Source organism: Actinoplanes sp. TFC3 (assembly GCF_001553785.1).
In the GTDB taxonomy this organism is placed as follows: Bacteria; Actinomycetota; Actinomycetes; order Mycobacteriales; family Micromonosporaceae; genus Actinoplanes.
Window position 1 is genome coordinate 2,188,789 of record NZ_LOJP01000001.1, and the last position, 16,826, is coordinate 2,205,614.

13 protein-coding genes are annotated in these 16,826 nt (G+C 69.5%); 5 read left to right on the forward strand and 8 right to left on the reverse strand.

Going from position 1 to position 16,826, the window contains the following annotated elements; genetic code table 11:
* Positions 1–4: 4 nt before the first annotated feature.
* Both TFC3_RS10065 and acnA read right to left on the reverse strand, forming a co-directional pair.
* Positions 5–1,630: an MFS transporter gene (locus TFC3_RS10065; protein ID WP_236718056.1), complete on the reverse strand. Its 1,626-nt coding sequence runs from the start codon at positions 1,628–1,630 to the stop codon at positions 5–7.
* 179 nt (positions 1,631–1,809) lie between these two features.
* Positions 1,810–4,584 (reverse strand): aconitate hydratase AcnA, encoded by a 2,775-nt coding sequence (gene acnA, locus TFC3_RS10070; RefSeq protein WP_067498553.1) that lies wholly within the window; start codon positions 4,582–4,584, stop codon positions 1,810–1,812.
* Positions 4,585–4,773: 189 nt separating this feature from the next.
* Here acnA and TFC3_RS10075 point away from each other — a divergent pair, with 189 nt between their 5' ends.
* From TFC3_RS10075 to TFC3_RS10085, 3 genes are all read left to right on the forward strand, one after another.
* Positions 4,774–5,163, forward strand: a complete 390-nt coding sequence (locus TFC3_RS10075) for a hypothetical protein (RefSeq protein WP_067506361.1) — start codon at positions 4,774–4,776, stop codon at positions 5,161–5,163.
* 14 nt (positions 5,164–5,177) lie between these two features.
* Positions 5,178–8,297, forward strand: coding sequence for a pullulanase-type alpha-1,6-glucosidase (gene pulA, locus TFC3_RS10080; protein ID WP_067498555.1), 3,120 nt, complete (start codon positions 5,178–5,180; stop codon positions 8,295–8,297).
* Between the two features lie 74 nt (positions 8,298–8,371).
* Complete coding sequence (locus TFC3_RS10085) at positions 8,372–9,490, forward strand: permease (RefSeq protein WP_067506364.1); 1,119 nt, start codon at positions 8,372–8,374, stop codon at positions 9,488–9,490.
* A gap of 166 nt (positions 9,491–9,656) precedes the next feature.
* On the opposite strand, the gene TFC3_RS10090 is transcribed toward TFC3_RS10085, so the two are convergent.
* The 3 genes from TFC3_RS10090 to TFC3_RS10100 form a co-directional block, all read right to left on the reverse strand.
* Positions 9,657–10,103, reverse strand: coding sequence for a DUF6174 domain-containing protein (locus TFC3_RS10090; RefSeq protein WP_067506367.1), 447 nt, complete (start codon positions 10,101–10,103; stop codon positions 9,657–9,659).
* Between the two features lie 169 nt (positions 10,104–10,272).
* Positions 10,273–10,611 (reverse strand): MmcQ/YjbR family DNA-binding protein, encoded by a 339-nt coding sequence (locus TFC3_RS10095; RefSeq protein ID WP_067498558.1) that lies wholly within the window; start codon positions 10,609–10,611, stop codon positions 10,273–10,275.
* Between the two features lie 187 nt (positions 10,612–10,798).
* The gene (locus TFC3_RS10100; protein ID WP_067498561.1) at positions 10,799–11,344 is read right to left on the reverse strand and encodes an RNA polymerase sigma factor; all 546 of its coding nucleotides are present in this window, start codon (positions 11,342–11,344) and stop codon (positions 10,799–10,801) included.
* Positions 11,345–11,373: 29 nt separating this feature from the next.
* Between TFC3_RS10100 and TFC3_RS10105 the strand changes: the two genes are divergently transcribed.
* The gene (locus tag TFC3_RS10105) at positions 11,374–12,693 is read left to right on the forward strand and encodes a serine/threonine-protein kinase (RefSeq protein ID WP_067498563.1); all 1,320 of its coding nucleotides are present in this window, start codon (positions 11,374–11,376) and stop codon (positions 12,691–12,693) included.
* On the opposite strand, the gene TFC3_RS10110 is transcribed toward TFC3_RS10105, so the two are convergent.
* From TFC3_RS10110 to TFC3_RS10120, 3 genes are all read right to left on the reverse strand, one after another.
* A complete protein-coding gene (locus tag TFC3_RS10110) occupies positions 12,684–13,013 on the reverse strand; it encodes a hypothetical protein (RefSeq protein ID WP_067498566.1) in 330 nt (109 codons plus the stop codon). The genes TFC3_RS10105 and TFC3_RS10110 overlap by 10 nt on opposite strands.
* Before the next feature lie 261 nt (positions 13,014–13,274).
* On the reverse strand, positions 13,275–14,744 hold the full coding sequence (locus TFC3_RS10115) for an aminopeptidase P family protein (RefSeq protein ID WP_067498568.1): 1,470 nt from the start codon (positions 14,742–14,744) through the stop codon (positions 13,275–13,277).
* An 85-nt stretch (positions 14,745–14,829) separates the two neighbouring features.
* A complete protein-coding gene (locus tag TFC3_RS10120; RefSeq protein WP_236718057.1) occupies positions 14,830–15,504 on the reverse strand; it encodes a superoxide dismutase family protein in 675 nt (224 codons plus the stop codon).
* A 108-nt stretch (positions 15,505–15,612) separates the two neighbouring features.
* Between TFC3_RS10120 and TFC3_RS10125 the strand changes: the two genes are divergently transcribed.
* Positions 15,613–16,551 carry a carbohydrate kinase gene (locus TFC3_RS10125; RefSeq protein ID WP_067506374.1) on the forward strand — a complete coding sequence of 313 codons (939 nt, stop codon included), beginning with the start codon at positions 15,613–15,615 and terminating at the stop codon, positions 16,549–16,551.
* Positions 16,552–16,826 lie beyond the last annotated feature (275 nt).

Below are 16,826 nucleotides of genomic sequence, written 5' to 3' on the forward strand. Positions count from 1 at the left end.
AGCCTCAGGCACAGGGGGTTCCGCGGTTCAGCGCGTACCGGGCCTCGATGGTGAACGTGCCCGCACCCGGGGTGATCAGCTCGGTCCATTCGCCGCTCCGGGCCAGGCAGGCGCCGTGGCCGTTGACCACGAGCCAGGGGGACCAGGCGATGCGGATCAGCGACGAGCCGCCGTGGGGAACGTGCACGGTCAGCGCGTCCGGTCCCGCGTAGCTGACGGTGGCCGGGGCCGAGACCAGCGAGTCCGAATCGGCGACACGGTACAGCTGCCAGTCGGCGTTCTGCCAGACCAGCGACAGCCAGGCCGGTCCGGTGGTGATGATCTCGGCCTCGGCCAGACCGGCGCTGTCCGGCTCGGCGGTGGGCAGCACGACATAACCCACTCCCACGGTACGCAGCCAGGCCCGGTACGCCGCCGCGGTCAGCGTCCCGTCGTAGAACAGCGGGTTGCGTTGCACGTCGGCTTGCCGGTTCCAGCCGCGGGCCAGGCTGACGTGCGGCGCGATGCTGGACGCCTCGGTGTGGGTGCGCATCGGCACCACTTCGACCCGGCCCTCCTGGGCGTTGCGGCGCAGCAGCTCGGTGATCAGTGGCTGGGCGTCGGCGGTCGGCTCGGTGCGCACGATGTCGCGGACGGGCTGGGCCAGCGTGCCGATCGCGATCGCGGTGGCCGCCAGGGAGGTGATGGCCAGTTTGCGGCCCTGCTGGTGGCCCGCGACTCCGGCGCAGATCAGCACCGCCGCTCCGGCCAGCATGATGAGCCGTTCGACGTTGCTGCCGATCGGCGTCGGCAGGGCCCAGCACAACGCGACGCCCGCGGCATAGACCCAGGCGGCGGAGCGTACGAGTCGCCATTGCGCCGGGACCAGTACGGCGACGGCAACCGAGCCGGCCACGGTGAGCAGGGCGGCGTACCAGGGGAAGGGTTGCACCCCGGAGAAGGGGAACAGCAGTGCGGTGGCGGCGATGACCAGCGGCGGCCCCGGCGCGAGCCAGTAGGCGTGCCGGCGGCGTCCGGTCAGGAACAGCGCTGCGGCCAGGACCTCGATGAACAGGCCGGCGACCGGGCTGCACAGGGTGGCCACCGTGGCGAGGATTGCCGCCACCGCCGGGCGCGGGCGGCGCGAGCCGGTGCCGGGGACCAGCGCAATGGCCGCCATCAGCACGAACACGGTGCCGAGCAGGTAGGTGACCCGGCCCGCGGCGAGGTTGGCCCAGATCGCCACGGCCAGCCAGAGGGCCGGCATCAGGGGACGCCGCAGACCGCAGCGGATGAGCAGCAGGGCGCCGAAGCAGGCACCGGCGGTGCAGGCGAGCACGCCGGTGGTGCGCACGCCGAGCCAGGCCATCAGGTACGGCGAGATGACGCTGTACGAAGCGGGGTGGATGCCGCCGTACCAGGAGAAGTTGTAGGCCGAACCGGGGTGCTGGCGGACGAACGCGGTCCAGGCGTACTGCGCGGCGAGGTCACCGGCGTCGCGGGCCACCCACACCGCCCAGGCGAGGCTCAGCACACCGGCGAGCAGCCCGGCCAGGGCGATGGGCCGCAGCCGGGCGGGGATCCACTCGGTGGGGCTGGTCGCCCGGTCGCCGTCTTCGTGCGGCAGAGGGGCGGTGATGACGGGGGGCACGGCGGCTAACTCTGCGGGGTCGGCCCGCTCCAGCGCATCATCCGCAGAGCCGATCTTGCGTGAGACTGCCTACAACTTCCGGCTGAAGCCACGCAAACCGCCCGGTAAAGTCACTCTGCGTATAGCAAAGCCCCGCCACCGAGGTCCGGTGACGGGGCTTTGCTCTGAACGTACCGAAATCAGCTGTTGAGCATTTTCCGCAGGACGTACTGCAGAATGCCGCCGTGGCGGTAGTAGTCGGCCTCGCCGGGGGTGTCGATGCGCACGTCGGCGTCGAACTCCACGCCGGTGTCCGTGCGGACCTTGACCGTGGCCGGGATCGTGCCGTTGTTGAGCTCCGTGACACCGGTGATGGTGAACGTCTCGGTGCCGGTCAGGCCGAGCGACTCGGTGGTGGTCTTCGCCGGGAACTGCAGCGGGAGCACGCCCATGCCGATCAGGTTGGAGCGGTGGATGCGCTCGTAGGACTCGGCGATGACCGCGCGCACGCCCAGCAGCATGGTGCCCTTTGCTGCCCAGTCACGCGACGAACCCGAGCCGTACTCCTTGCCGGCCAGGATGACCAGCGGGACGCCGGCCTGCTTGTACGCCACCGACGCGTCGTAAATCGTCGCCTGGTCGCCGGTCAGGTGGTTGACCGTGAAGCCACCCTCGACACCGGGCACGAGCTGGTTGCGCAGCCGGATGTTGGCGAACGTGCCGCGGATCATCACCTCGTGGTTGCCGCGCCGCGAGCCGTAGGAGTTGAACTCGTGCCGCGGCACGCCGTGCTCGGCCAGGTACTTGCCCGCGGGGGAGTCCGGCTTGATCGAGCTGGCCGGCGAGATGTGGTCGGTGGTCACCGAGTCACCCAGCTTGGCCAGCACCCGCGCGCCCGAGATGTCCACGACGTCCGACGGCTGGGCCGCCATGCCCTCGAAGTAGGGAGGCTTGCGGACGTAGGTCGACTCCGACGCCCAGTCGAAGGTGTTCCCCTCGGGTGTGGGCAGCGACTGCCACTTCTCGTCACCGGCAAAGACGTCCTGGTAGGCCGCCTCGAAGCCGGTCGCGCCGATCGCCGAGGCGATGGTGTCGTCGATCTCCTTGGCGCTGGGCCAGATGTCGGACAGGTAGACCGGCTGGCGGTCGGCGCCGGTGCCCAGCGGCTCGGTGGTGATGTCCAGGTCCATCGTGCCGGCCAGCGCGTACGCGACGACCAGGGGCGGGGACGCCAGGTAGTTCATCTTGACGTCGGGGTTGATCCGGCCCTCGAAGTTGCGGTTGCCGGAGAGCACGCTGACCGCGGTGAGGTCCTGCTCGTTGATCGCGGCGGAGATCTCGTCAGCCAGCGGACCGGAGTTGCCGATGCAGGTGGTGCAGCCGTAGCCGACCAGGTTGAAGCCCAGCTTGTCCAGGTAGGGCGTCAGGCCCGCGCGGTCGTAGTAGTCCGAGACAACCTTGGAGCCGGGCGCCAGCGTGGTCTTGACCCACGGCTTGCGGCTCAGGCCCCGCTCGACGGCGTTGCGGGCCAGCAGCGCGGCACCGATCATGACCTGCGGGTTCGAGGTGTTGGTGCAGGACGTGATGGCGGCGATGACGACTGCGCCGTGGTCCAGCTCGAACTCCGTGCCGTCCTCGGCCACCACCCGGGTCGGCTTGCTCGCTCGCCCGTTCGAGCCCTTCGCTGCGCTGAACACGTGCGGCTTGTCGGCCTCGGAGTCCCGGTGGTTGGCGACCGGGTCGCTGGCCGGGAAGGTCTCCTCGACTGACTCGTCGACCGGGCCCGCCTCGGCGGTGACGTAGTTCTGCAGGGCGTCGCGGAACATCGGCTTGGCCTCGTTCAGCTTCACCCGGTCCTGGGGGCGCTTCGGGCCGGCCACCGAGGGCACGATGGTCGACAGGTCCAGCTCGAGCTTCTCGGAGTAGTCCGGCTCGGCGGTGGGGTCGAGCCACAGGCCCTGGCGCTTGGCGTACGCCTCGACCAGCTTGACCTGCGCCTCGGAACGGCCGGTCAGCTTGAGGTACTTGATGGTCTCCTCGTCGATCGGGAAGATCGCGACGGTGGAGCCGTACTCCGGGGACATGTTGCCGATGGTGGCCCGGTTGGCCAGCGGCACCGCGCTCACGCCGGGCCCGTAGAACTCGACGAACTTGCTGACCACGCCGTGCTGGCGCAGCATCTCGGTGATCGTGAGCACCAGGTCGGTGGCGGTGGTGCCGGCGGGCATCTCACCGGAGAGCTTGAAGCCGACCACGCGCGGGATCAGCATGCTGACCGGCTGGCCCAGCATGGCAGCCTCGGCCTCGATGCCGCCGACGCCCCAGCCGAGCACGCCCAAGCCGTTGACCATCGTGGTGTGCGAGTCGGTGCCCACGACGGTGTCGGGGTAGGCCTGGCCGTTCCTTTCCATGATCGTCCGGGCCAGGTATTCGATGTTGACCTGGTGCACGATGCCGGTGCCCGGGGGCACGACCTTGAACTCGTTGAACGCGGTCTGGCCCCAGCGCAGGAACTGGTAGCGCTCGCGGTTGCGCTGATATTCCAGCTCGACGTTGCGGGCGAAGGCATCCTCGCGGCCGAACAGGTCGGCGATCACCGAGTGGTCGATGACCAGCTCGGCCGGCGCGAGGGGGTTGACCTTGGTGGGGTCGCCACCGAGGTCGTTGACAGCCTCGCGCATGGTGGCCAGGTCGACCACGCACGGCACGCCGGTGAAGTCCTGCATCAGCACCCGCGCGGGCGTGAACTGGATCTCCACGCTCGGGTCGGCGGTCTGGTCCCAGCCGCCCAGCGCGCGGATGTGGTCGGCGGTGATGTTCGCGCCGTCCTCCGTGCGCAGCAGGTTCTCCAGCAGGATCTTCAAGGAGTAGGGCAGGCGCTGATGGCCCTCAACCTTGTCGATCGTGAAAATCTCGTAGCTCGCGTCATCGACGCGCAGCTCGCTCTTCGCACCAAAGGTGTCCAGGCTGGCCACGTCAACTCCTTCACACCCAGCGACCGTGAGTAGTCCTCAGCAGTCTCCCGCACCGGCAACGACCGCTCGCCGGTTAGGTTTACCTAACTCAGCGTTCATCTCGACGAGTAAACCGTACGTCCGTCTTGTTATTTGACGCAACCCGGACGAGTGGTTTCGTGCCGCGCCGGGCCGGGTATCGCACGCCCCGTGCAGGCACCCACGGATCTGGACCGGCTCACCGACTTCTTCGACCGCTACGGTTCCGCGCTCACTCGCGGTGACGTCGCCGGAATCGCTGGGTGTTACGCGCTGCCCGGCATGGTCATCGCCGACTCGTACAGTTTCACCTTCACTTCTCCGGCTGCGGTGGCGTTGTCGTTTCTCGGCGCGGCTCCGGCGTACAACGAACAGCAGATCGTGGCCGCCCACGCGCAACTTCGCGACGTGCAGCAATTGAGCACGGCCCTGGCGATGGTCGAGGTGGAATGGGAATATCTCGACAGCCTGGGCAACGCGGTTCCCGGCGAAAGCTACCGTTATCTGCTGCGTTGCGACGCCGCCGGACCCAGGATCACCACGGTCATCGCCACCCGTTGAGCGATCATGTATCCATGACCTGGCTCGTGGTGCACTACCCGTCCGACCGGTTGCTCTACGTCTGGGGCGATATCGACGAATCGGCCAAGACCACTTTCCCGGGCGGGCAGCCGTTCGCCGGCGCCGACGACTGGGGACGTTTCGCCTGGGTGCGCCTGGCCGAGCGGGCGACCGACGTGGGTTTCCTGGTCATCGACGCGGACGGCACCAAGGATGTGGCCGAGGACCGGCACGTGGACCCCGGCGTCACCCCTGAGATCTGGTTGCGTCCCGGTGATCCGCAGATCTACCCGACCCCGCCCGAGCCCGGAAAAGTCGCCGATGACCATGCGATCATTCACTACCGCCGCCCCGACGGAAATTACGCCGGGTGGGGCCTGCACGCCTGGGAAGGCACATTCCACAAACCTCGATGGGGTACGCCTGCAGCCCCCGATGCCTTCGACTCCTTCGGCGCCGTGTTCCGCGTCCCGACCCGTCCCGACGCGGTAGGCCTGCGCTTTGTCCTCCACCGCGGCGACGAGAAAGATCTGCCCGACGATCAGCGCCTCGACCTGAGCGCGCACCGCGAGATCTGGATGCTCGCCGGCACCCCGGAGGTCGTACGCCCCGACCTTGGTTCGCTGGGCCCCGAGCTCGACCCCGCTCGCGCGCTCGCCGTTTTCCTGGACCGCACCACGATCGCCCTGCCCGCGCATTTCGCCGACCGCGCCGACGCTTTCACGCTGGTCGCCTCGGCCGACGAGCACACCATTCTGCCGCTCACCCCGCGTCCCGGCGGGCTGTTCCAGGCGCAGAGCCGGCAGTTCCCGCACCTGCGCGCCTACCGTGCCTACGCGGTGCCCGAGCTGGCCGGCGCGGCGCTGGGATCGCTGCTGCGTGGCCGGCTTCTGGTGACCGGCCGCGACCCGCTGGGCCAGGTCGTCGCGCTGACCAGCGTGCAACTGCCCGGCGTGCTCGACGACCTTCATGCCGACGCCGCCGAGGCGCCGCTCGGGCTGAACGACGGCGTGCTGAGCGTCTGGGCCCCAACCGCGCGAACCGTGTCGCTGGAATTGTCGAAGACCCCCTATGACGAGCCCAAGATTCACTCCATGGAAAGAGACGCCGCAACCGGCATCTGGTCGCTTCCCGTGAAGGCGAAATGGATGGGCCGCTATTACCGGTACCGCGTCGAAGTGTGGCACCCGGCCGCGCAACGCATTGTCACCACCAGCGTTACCGACCCGTACTCGGTGTCGCTGTCTGCGAACTCGACGCACAGCCAGCTTGTCGATCTCGACGATCCGGTGCTCAAGCCGCCCGGCTGGGACACGCTGAGCAAGCCGCCGGCGGTGGCCCCGGCGCGCATGCAGATCGCCGAGCTGCACGTTCGTGACTTCTCCATCGCCGACGACACGGTGCCGCCCGCGCACCGGGGTACGTTCTCGGCGTTCGCGGAGGAAGAGTCGACGGGTATGCGTCATCTGCGGATGCTGGCGGACGCTGGGCTGACCCACGTCCATCTGCTGCCCGCCTTCGATTTCGCCACCGTGCCGGACCGGCGCTCCGAGCAGGCGGCCCCGGCCTGCGATCTCGCGTCGTTCCCGCCCGGCTCACCGGAGCAGCAGCGCGCGGTCATGGCCGTTGCCGAGCAGGACGGCTTCAACTGGGGCTACGACCCGCTGCACTACACGGCCCCCGAGGGCAGCTACGCCAGCGACCCGAACGGCAGCTCGCGCATCCTGGAATTCCGCCGCATGGTGTGCGCGCTCAACGCCGCCGGGCTGCGGGTCATCATGGACGTGGTCTACAACCACACCATGGCCGACGGCCTGGCCCCGTTCAGCGTGCTCGACCGCATCGTGCCCGGCTACTACCACCGCCTGCTCGACGACGGCTCTGTCGCCGAGTCGACCTGCTGCAGCAACACCGCGCCGGAACACCTGATGATGGGCCGGCTCGTGGTCGACTCGATCGGCACGTGGGCGCGCGACTACAAGGTGGACGGCTTCCGCTTCGACCTGATGGGCCACCACCCCCGCGCCAACATCCTCGACGTGCGCAGATCCCTTCCCGACGACATCTACCTGTACGGCGAGGGCTGGAATTTCGGCGAAGTTGCCTACGACGCCCGGTTCGCGCAGGCCACCCAGGTCAACATGGCCGGCACCGGGGTCGGCACGTTCGACGACCGGCTGCGCGATGCGGTTCGCGGTGGCGGCTCGTCCGGTGATGACCCCGGCGTGCAGGGTTTCGCCACCGGGCTGGGTTCGGCGACCCCGCTGAGCGTTCATGACCGGATCAAGGTGGGGCTGTCGGGGGCGCTGTCGACGTACCGGTTCATCACCCATACCGGTGTGGAGTACAGCGGCGCGCAGATCGACTACAACGGTTCGCCCGGCGGTTATGCGGTGACGCCGGGGGAGTGTGTGTCGTATGTCGACGCGCACGACAATGAAATCCTGTACGACGCCATGGCCTTCAAGCTGCCGCCCACGCTGGCGATGCAGGAGCGCTCGCGGTTGCAGATCCTGGCGCTGTCACTGGTGATCCTTGGGCAGGGCGTCGGCTTCTTCGCGCTGGGCAGCGAACGGCTGCGGTCCAAGTCGCTGGATCGCAATTCCTACAACTCCGGCGACTGGTTCAACCAGATCCGCTGGTCCGCCGGAAACGGATTCGGCGTCGGCCTGCCCCCGGCCCCCGACAACGAGGACAGATGGCCGTGGGCCCAACCGCTGCTGGCGCTGCCCTCGCTGATCCCGTCGGATCAGGACATGGACGCAACGGCAGCCCGCTTCGCCGAGCTGCTGCGCATTCACCGATCCTCACCGGTGTTTGGCCTGCCGACGGCCGACGAGGTGGAGCGGCGGCTGACGTTCCCGCTGGGCGGTCCCACCGAGACGCCAGGGGTCATCGTGATGTGCCTGGACGGCACCGGGCTGGACCCGCGCTGGGGCACGGTGGTGACGGTGTTCAACGCCACGGAGTCGACGGCCGTGGAAACCGTTCCGGCGCTGGCCGAGGTGCCGCTGATCCTGCACCCGGAGCTGGTGGCGTCGGTGGATCCGCTGGTGCGCACGGCTTCCGCACAGGACGGCGTGCTCACGGTGCCCGCCCGATCGGTGGCGGTGTTCGCCGCCCCGCTCGGCTGATCACCGGGCTGTACGTGTAGGTCCATCATCGACGGGTATCTCGGTGCGTACCCTGCTCGGGAGAGGTGACCGGCATGTCGGTTGATCGTGCATCCTCGTCGCTGCCCGACCCGAAGACCGCCCGGGCCGCGCTGGTGGCCGGCCTCCTCCTGGCGGGCGTGCTGTTCGTGGTCGTCCTGCTGTGGGCGAAGTGGCTGCCGTATGCCACGCGCACGAGCAGCCTGGCCGCGAGTGGCGCCTGGAGCGGGTCGAGCATCCTGAGCGTCGGCGGCGTACAACCGGGCGATGCGCCGTCGTGGCAGGCCGCAACGTCCTTCGCTGGGGCTTACCTCACGGCGGTGTGGAAGGCACTGACCGCGGCGCTGCTGATCAGCGCCGCGGTGCAATCGCTGGTGCCCCGGCGGTGGCTGCTGCGGGTGCTCAACCGGCGCGGGCGGGTGACCAGCGCGGTCGTCGGCGGCCTGTGCAGCACGCCGTCGATGATGTGCACCTGCTGCACTGCGCCGGTGGCAGTCACCTTGCGCCGCTCGGGGGTGTCAACGGCGGCCGCCCTGGCGTACTGGCTGGGCAATCCCTTGCTGAACCCGGCGGTGCTGATCTTCCTGGTGCTCGTGGCACCCTGGCAATGGACCGTCACCAGGCTCGTCGTCGGCGTGCTGATCGTGGTGGGCGGTTCGGCGCTGGTGGCCCGGCTCGTCGAGGGCCGGCAGCCCGCGAGCCGGATGGAGGCGTCCCAGTTGACCGGCGAGGTCGCGGACGCCGCAAGCGCCGAGCCGGTGGGCCGCGAATGGCTGGCCGGCGCCCCGGCGCGGTTCGGCAAAGCCCTGCTGCGGCTGTCCATCGTACTGATCCCGGAATACCTGATCATGGTCCTGCTCATCGGTGCGTTCCGCGGCTGGCTGTTCCCGATCGGCACAACCCTCGGCTCCGGCGTGGTGGTCGTGATGCTCGCCGCGATCGCCGGCACGCTGCTGGTGATCCCCACCGCCGGGGAGATCCCGATCCTGCAGGGCCTGGCTCTCGCCGGTGTCGCTTTGGGACCCCTTGGCGCCCTGCTGGTGACGCTACCCGCGGTCAGCCTGCCCGGAATCGCCATGGTCGGCCGGGCACTGGGGTGGCGCACCACCGCGTTGACCACCGCGATGGTCATCGCCGGCGGCGTTCTCGGAGCCGGCCTGCTCACCGTGCTGTAACCAATCCAGATCGCTCAGCGGCTCAGCCACGAACGCACCTTCACCGAACGGTCGCGCGCCAGCCGCAGCAAATCTTCTCCGGGCATGTCCAGATCCTGAAATGCCTTGGACTACCCAACCGAAATCGGTACACGGGCCAGATCCCACAGCTTCCGCGCGATTCGGGCTATTTTGGGGCGTAATCGGCGATGACGAAGCAGGTGTTGTCCTCGTTGCTCTGGTCCTCGGAGACGTCGAACGCGATCCGTACCGGGTGCCCGTCGGCGGGGTCGGCGCTTGTCGTCATCTGGCCGCCGTCGTCGGCCGCGGTCTGGGCGAGTTCCATCAGGCCGCCCAGCGTCGGCACCTCGATCTCCTCCTCGCCGGCGGCCGTTCTGCCGTCCGTACGCTCGATCGAGGCGACCTCGCCGCCGGCCACCGTGACCCGGTAGACGCCCAGCGACTCCTTGCCCTCGCAACGCCGCTCGACCACGTAGGTGTAGTTCGCCGGTTCCGTCCACGCCGGCGGCGAGGCGGCAGGCTGGGAGGCCCTGGGCGCCCGCTCCGGCTCGGCGGAAGAGGTACAGCCGGCCACCAGCAGCAAGGCAGCGCCCACCGTCGGCCACGCACGCACGTCGATCAACTCCCGCCGGAAGACACCACCGGCCCGCCATACTCCCCGAGAAGACCTCAAGCGGCAACCACGAACAAGTGATCCGGGGTACGCCGCCCAGCACCAGCCGCGATCGTCACCTCAGGACGCCGGGGCGCCCAGGCGGTCGTGCACGGCGTTCACCCACGGCTCAACCGGGTGCGCGCATTCGCCAGGCGTCGGTCACCAATTCCTTCAGGCGCTCGGCATTCACCTCGGCCAGCCGCAGCATCACCAACGGCAGCCCGTCATAGCCCGGCATGGTGAAGAACAGATCAGGCTCCCCGAGAACCAGCGCCTGCTTCTCGGCCTCATCACCGACAAAGAGCACCGCTGTATCGGTACGGATGACGCGCGGCTTTCCCGGCCGGCGCTCCGGATAGGACCACACGAAGCCCTTGCCGCCCACCCGGAAGTCGAAGCCGTCGCTGGCAATCTCCTCAACTCCGGGCAGACCGAGCGCAATCCGCCGTACGTCATCGGCATGCATGCGCCGACCCTACGCGTGCGGCCCTCAGCGCGTGCTCCCCGAGCCGCGAACCGCGCAGCCGGCGCCTGGTGGACAGCGGGTTCGGCGACGGCCATCGCGTCGAGCAGGGCCCGGGCCGCCAACTCGCCGATGCGGCCGACACCATGGCTCATCGCCGTGGTGTTCTTCTGGTCTTCGGGCCGCGCTGTCAAACCGCTAGCAGGTATTCGCGGACGTCGGCGCGGGCCTGGTGGATGCGGGATTTCACGGTGCCCTCCGCAATGCCGAGCTGGGCCGCGATCTCGCGGTAGTCAAGCTGGCACACATCACGCAGGACCATCGGCGCAACCAGATCCGGTCGGCGGGCTTCGAGACGGTCGAGCGCCTCCAGCAGGTCCAGCCGGGAACCCGCGATCACGCTGGTGGTGCGCGGATCGGCCGGCTCGACCGGGAGCACGTCATGGGCCTGCTCCACCGCACGGCGTTTGAGCGAACGGTAGGTCTGCCGGGCGCTGTTGGCGGTCACCACGTGCAGCCAGGTGGAAAAGCGGGAGCGGGACTCGAACCCGCCGATGTGCCGGGCCACCTGCACCAGCACGTCCTGGCAGGCTTCCTCGGCATCCTGGTAACACGGCAGGAACCGGGCGCACCGGCGCAGCACATCCGGGCGGATGGCCCCCAGCAGGTCGTTGAGCGCGGTGCGGTCACCGGCGGCCGCCCGGCCGGCCAGAACCTCGTGGTGATCGGTCAGCATCGTTTCCCCCGGTGATCATAGTATGAGCCGTGTCCATTCCTGCCCGGGTCGGGCGTTACCGCGTCGAGCGGCGTCTTGGGTCCGGTGCGTTCGCCACGGTGTGGCTGGCCGAGGACGATCAGCTTGAGTCGTGGGTGGCCATCAAGGTGCTGGCCGACAACTGGGCGCACCAGCCGGATGTGCGGGCGCGTTTCGAGCAGGAGGCCCAGGTGCTGCGCCGCGCGGAGTCCGAGCGGCTGGTGCGCATTCTCGACGTCGGGGAGCTGCCCGACGGGCGTCCGTACCAGGTGATGACGTACGCGGGCGGTGGCACGCTGGCGCAGCGGCTGGCCAAGGGGCCGATGCCGGTGCGCGAGGCGCTGGGCACGGCGGTGGCGATCGCGCGGGCGACCGAGGATCTGCACGAATCCGGTGTGCTGCACCGCGACTTGAAGCCGTCCAATGTGCTCATCGCCACGATCCGGGGCTCCGAGCGGGTGCTGGTGGCAGATTTGGGGCTGGCGAAGGCTATCGCGTACGCGTCCGGGTTCACGGTCGTGGCCGGCACCCCGGGGTACATGGCTCCCGAACAGTCCCGCCCCGGTGGAGGACTGGATGTGCGCGCCGATGTGTACGCGGTGGGCGCTTTGACGTACGAGATGCTCACCAGACAACCGCCCAGCGCAACCAAGCCGGTCGAGCCCTCCAGGCTGCGGCCCGGTGTCTCCCGGGCGGTGGACCGCATCGTCATGCGGGCGCTGGCGGCTGAGCGGGACCGGCGCTGGCCCTCCGCCGCGGCGTTCGCCGACGCCTTGGACGCCGTACTCGCCACACCCCGGCAGCACCGCAACCGGATCGGGCAAGCGGTCGGACGGCTGACCGGCACGGTGCTCGCGCTGGCCTGCTTGGCGCTGACCGCCGGATCCGTGCACACCGAGCGGTGGGTGTGGGTCAGCGATGCCTCCGGTGCCGTGTCGCTCGCGGTGCCCCCCGCCTGGGCCGGGCAGCTCAAGGACGCGGGATGGAACCCGGCCGCAGTCGGTTTGCCGGCCGCTCAGCAACCCGGGTTGTCCGTAGCGCAGGACATCAATCTCTGGGGTACGGAGGACAGCGCCGGGCCAGGTGTCTTCGCCGGCACCGCCCCACGGGAGATCGAGGCGACGGACCTGCCCGTGCACCCCCGTTGTGCGCGGCAACCCGGCCGGACGGTCACGGTGAACGGCTCGACCGGCCGGGCCACGCGGTACACGGGCTGCGCCGGCACCTCGATCTCCTACAGCGAGGTCGCGGCCGGCCGGCTCTACGTGCAGATCAAGCAGATCGGCGACGAGGACCTGACCGACGCGATCCTGCGTACCGTTCACGCGTAGCAGCGCTGGTTGTTGTCCTGCAGCGCCAGCGGGACGACCTTGCCCTCACCGCCCGGCGCTCCCTTCAGCGGCGCCACCATCTGGCAGTCCCCGGTCACCGGTCCGTTCACCGGCTTGAACCACCTGCCGATCAGGCCGGTCGCGGTGGCGTCGGCCGGACTCCTCCCGAGCCGCAGGGACCCCATTCCTTGCGGGCCCAGGACGGTGGGTTGCGGGGCTTTCGTGGTGGGCTCGGCCTTGGCCGGCGGGCTGGAACTCGTGACAGCCGACAGGGACGGAGCTGCCGAGGTGGGGGCAACGGTCAGGGTGGCGCGCTTCATCGGGAACCCTTCGCAGCTAGGTGGTGTCCTCCCCTGCGATGCGGGTGCCTGGCGTTTGGTTCGGGCTAACCAGGTTACGAAGCGATAACGGCCTGCGTTCCGTCTCTGTTGTGTGCAGGCGCAAATGGCGTTGCGGAGCCGGCGCGAACTGGGCGACGGCTGGTGGTGGGTTGCCTGGCGCTCCCGCACTTCCCTTGCCACGTGAGGTACCTCGGGCCGGCCCGGTCCAGCCCACGCCGGCCCGACCCGCTACGTCTTGGCTTACTCCGGGAGGCGGGGGCCGGCCTCGCGCTGAGTCGCCAGCCAGGTCTCGACGTCCTGCGAGGTGCGCGGCAAACCAACTGACAGGTTGCGGCAGCCGTCCGCGGTGACCAGGACGTCGTCCTCGATGCGGATGCCGATGCCGCGTAGTTCCTCGGGGACCAGGTCGTCCTCGGGCTGGAAGTAGAGGCCCGGTTCCACGGTGAGCACGTAGCCCTCCTGCAGCGAGCCCTCGCGGTAATTCTCCTTGCGGGCCGCCGAGCAGTCGTGCACGTCGATGCCGAGCATGTGGCCGAAGCCGTGCAGGGTCCAGCGGCGGTAGACCGTGGACTGCTCGGACATGGCTTCTTCGACGCTGACCGGGAGCAGGCCGAGGTCTTTGAGGCCCTCGGCGAGAACGCGCATGCAGGTCTGGTGGATCTCCTTGAACCTCACGCCCGGCTTGATGGCGTCCATGCCGGCCTGCTGGGAAGCGTGCACGATGTCGTAGACCTGGCGCTGCAGCGGGGTGAAGGTGCCGTTCACCGGGATCGTGCGGGTCACGTCGGCGGTGTAGAAGGAGCGGGCCTCGACACCCATGTCCATGAGCAGCAGCTCGCCGGGCTTGGTCAGGCCGGTGTTGCGGACCCAGTGCAGGATCGTGGCGTGCGCGCCGGCGCCGACGATGCTGCCGTAGCCGACGTCGTTGCCGTCGTGGCGGGCGCGCAGGCCGAACACGCCTTCGAGCAGTCGCTCCTTGACCGGGCGGCCGGCCGGCAGCACGCGGGCCACGTCCTCGAAGCCGCGCACGGTGGCGTCGATGGCCTCCTGCAACTGGGCGATCTCCCACTCGTCCTTGACCAGCTTGAGCTCGGCGATCACGCCGGCCAGCGCGCGGTCGCGGCGCACCGAGGGGTCGGGGTCGTAGGCCAGGATCGTGCGGTCGACGTTCGCGTCGAGGCCGCGCAGCACCCGGGTGCGCGAGGGGGCGCAGTCGGCCAGGGCGGTGCCGAGCAGGAAGTAGGGCGCGGTTTCGATGCCCAGCTCGCTGGAGCGTTCGCTCAGCGTGTGCCGGCGACCGACCCACAACTCGCCGTTGCGGTCGCGGAAGAACGCGTCGGTGTCCTTGGAGTTGCGGTCGTGGGTGTAGATGACCGCGTCGTGCCCGGAGCCGCTGGGGCGCATCACGAGCACGCCGTCGGGGTCGCTGTCGCCGGTCAGGTAGACGTAGTCGCTGCCCGGGCGGAACGGGTAGTCGGTGTCGTTGGCGCGCACCTTCTCGCGGCCGGTCGGGATGATCAGCGTCTCGCCGGGGAAGGCGTCGGAGAGCGCGGCGCGGCGCTTGGCGTAGTTGGGCACCTCGGGCCGGGCCGTGACCTCGAGCGCGTCCTCGCGCCAGCCGCCGCGCATGAACTGCAGAAACGCCTCCGGGAAGTCGGGGTCGTGCGACTCCGTCTTCGCCATCGGCTTGCCTTCGCCCTGCTCGGCCATTGTGTGGCCCTCCCGTCTGTGCCGCTTGCCTCCTGACGTTACCGCCTGGCCCCCGCACAAAGCGCCCCCGGGAGGGCTCCGGCGGTCAGCGGCGCAGGGTTAGGCACGCCACCCGGGTGCCTGCGGTGCCGGCTTTGCCTTTGTCCGTACGTGTCAGCTCCGAATGAATGATCAGCGAATGCGGGGACAGGCCGGTGTCGAAGACCCACGCGTGGGTCGAGGCCACCGTCGCGGCGCCCTTGCTGTCGGTGGTGAAGTCGAGCCAGACCTCGTTGTCCGGGTTCGCGTACGCCGGGTCGACCGAGGGCTTGGACGGGTCGGCCTGGTGCTGGTAGTGCGGCCCGGCGTCATCCGGTACGGAGGTGCAGGTCATGGTGTGCAGGTGGGCACCGTACGCCCGGCGCGCGAGCATGCCGGTGACCGCGAGCCGGACCCGTACCCCTTGGGATGTGGTCGCGATGGAGACCTGAGCCGTCGCTCCTGCCGGGACCACTCCGGGGTTGTACGTGATGGCCTGCGTGCCCTTGGGAAACGGCTGGAACGCGCCCGAAGCGGTGCCCTCGGTCAACGGTGCCTGCCCGGCGGATGCGGAGGGACCGCTGCTGGGGCTCGCGTCAGGATCCGGTATGCCGCTCGTCACAATCCACGGGGTTGCCGCAGGGGGAGGGTTGGCGGTGGTCATCGGGGTCTCGACCCCGGCCGAGGTGCATCCGGCGAGCGTAGGGACCAGAAAGGCGAGAACGAAAAGCGCGCGACGCATGGGCAGATAATGTCAAATCAGTCCATAACGGGCGAGCATCGGGGGAGTGCTAGCTTTCTGGCTCGGCGGGCGCGAGGCTGGCGGAAAAGACCGGGAGGGGTGCGGAAGATGGCTTATGCGGTGGTGCTCGGAGAGGCGCTGGTCGACCTTCTGGAGGCCGAGCGTGACGGCGAGTTGATCTATCGCCAGGCCATCGGAGGTGCCCCGCTCAACGTGGCGGTCGGCGCGACCCGGCTCGGCGGTGAAGTGCAGTATGTGGGTTCGCTGGGCAACGACACCATCGGTGACCGCATTGCCGCGTTCCTGCGCCAGTCCGGCGTCAGCATGGCCACGAGCCTGCGCGTGCCGGTGCCGACCACGCTGGCGGTGACGACGTTCGAGGGCGCCGAGCCGACCTTCCAGTTCTACGGCGAGCCCCCGTCGTATTCGCTGGTCACCCCCGCTGACATTGACAAGCAGGCGGTAGCGGGCGCGGCGGTGCTCTACGCGGGCTCGATCAGCCTGATGCGCGAGCCGTTCCAAGCCGCGGCCAAGGCTGCCTGGTCGGTGCCGGGCCCGCTGCGGGTTTTCGACCCGAATGTACGTCCGAAGCTGCTCCCCGACGCCGCAGCGGTGAACAACCTGCGCGACCTCGTCGAGGAGTTCTTCGCCACCGCCGACCTCGTCAAGCTCAGCTCGGCCGATGCGGAAATCCTCTGGGAGGGCGCCACCCCGGCCACGGCCGCCGAGCACATCCTCAAGACCGGTGCCCGCGCGGTGGTGGTGACCTGCGGCGCCAAGGGCGCCCACGTCGCCACGTCCGAGGGTGCCACCATGCTCCCGGCGCCCACAGTCGCCGCGATCGACGCCACCGGCGCCGGCGACTCGGTGATGGCCGCGCTGGTGCGGCGCCTGCTCGCCGACGGCGTCCCGGCCGACCTGGCCGGCTGGCAGAAGTACGTGACGTTCGCGCTGGCCGTAGCCGGGCTGGTGTGCGAGCGCCCCGGTGGTGCTGTCGCGATGCCGACCATGGAAGAGCTGACCACCCGCTGGGGTGCGCTCGTCTGACTCAGCCCTCGATGCCAGCGAGCAGGGCAACGACGACGTCCTCGGTCTCGTAGGTCTCCTGCGCGGGGAGGCCGAAGTCCCACGTGCTGAAGCGCTGCGGCCGGGGCGTCCGGCAAGCTGGTCGCCGCGGCGCCAGGATGCGGTGGGCGCCAGGCCGATCAGCGCGGCGGCCGCTTCGGGGTCGAAAGCCATCCGATCAAGGTCGCTTTCCCGGTACGGCGGGGAGCTTCCGGCCGTCCGGTACACCGGGAAACCGACCTTGATCGGATGGCTTT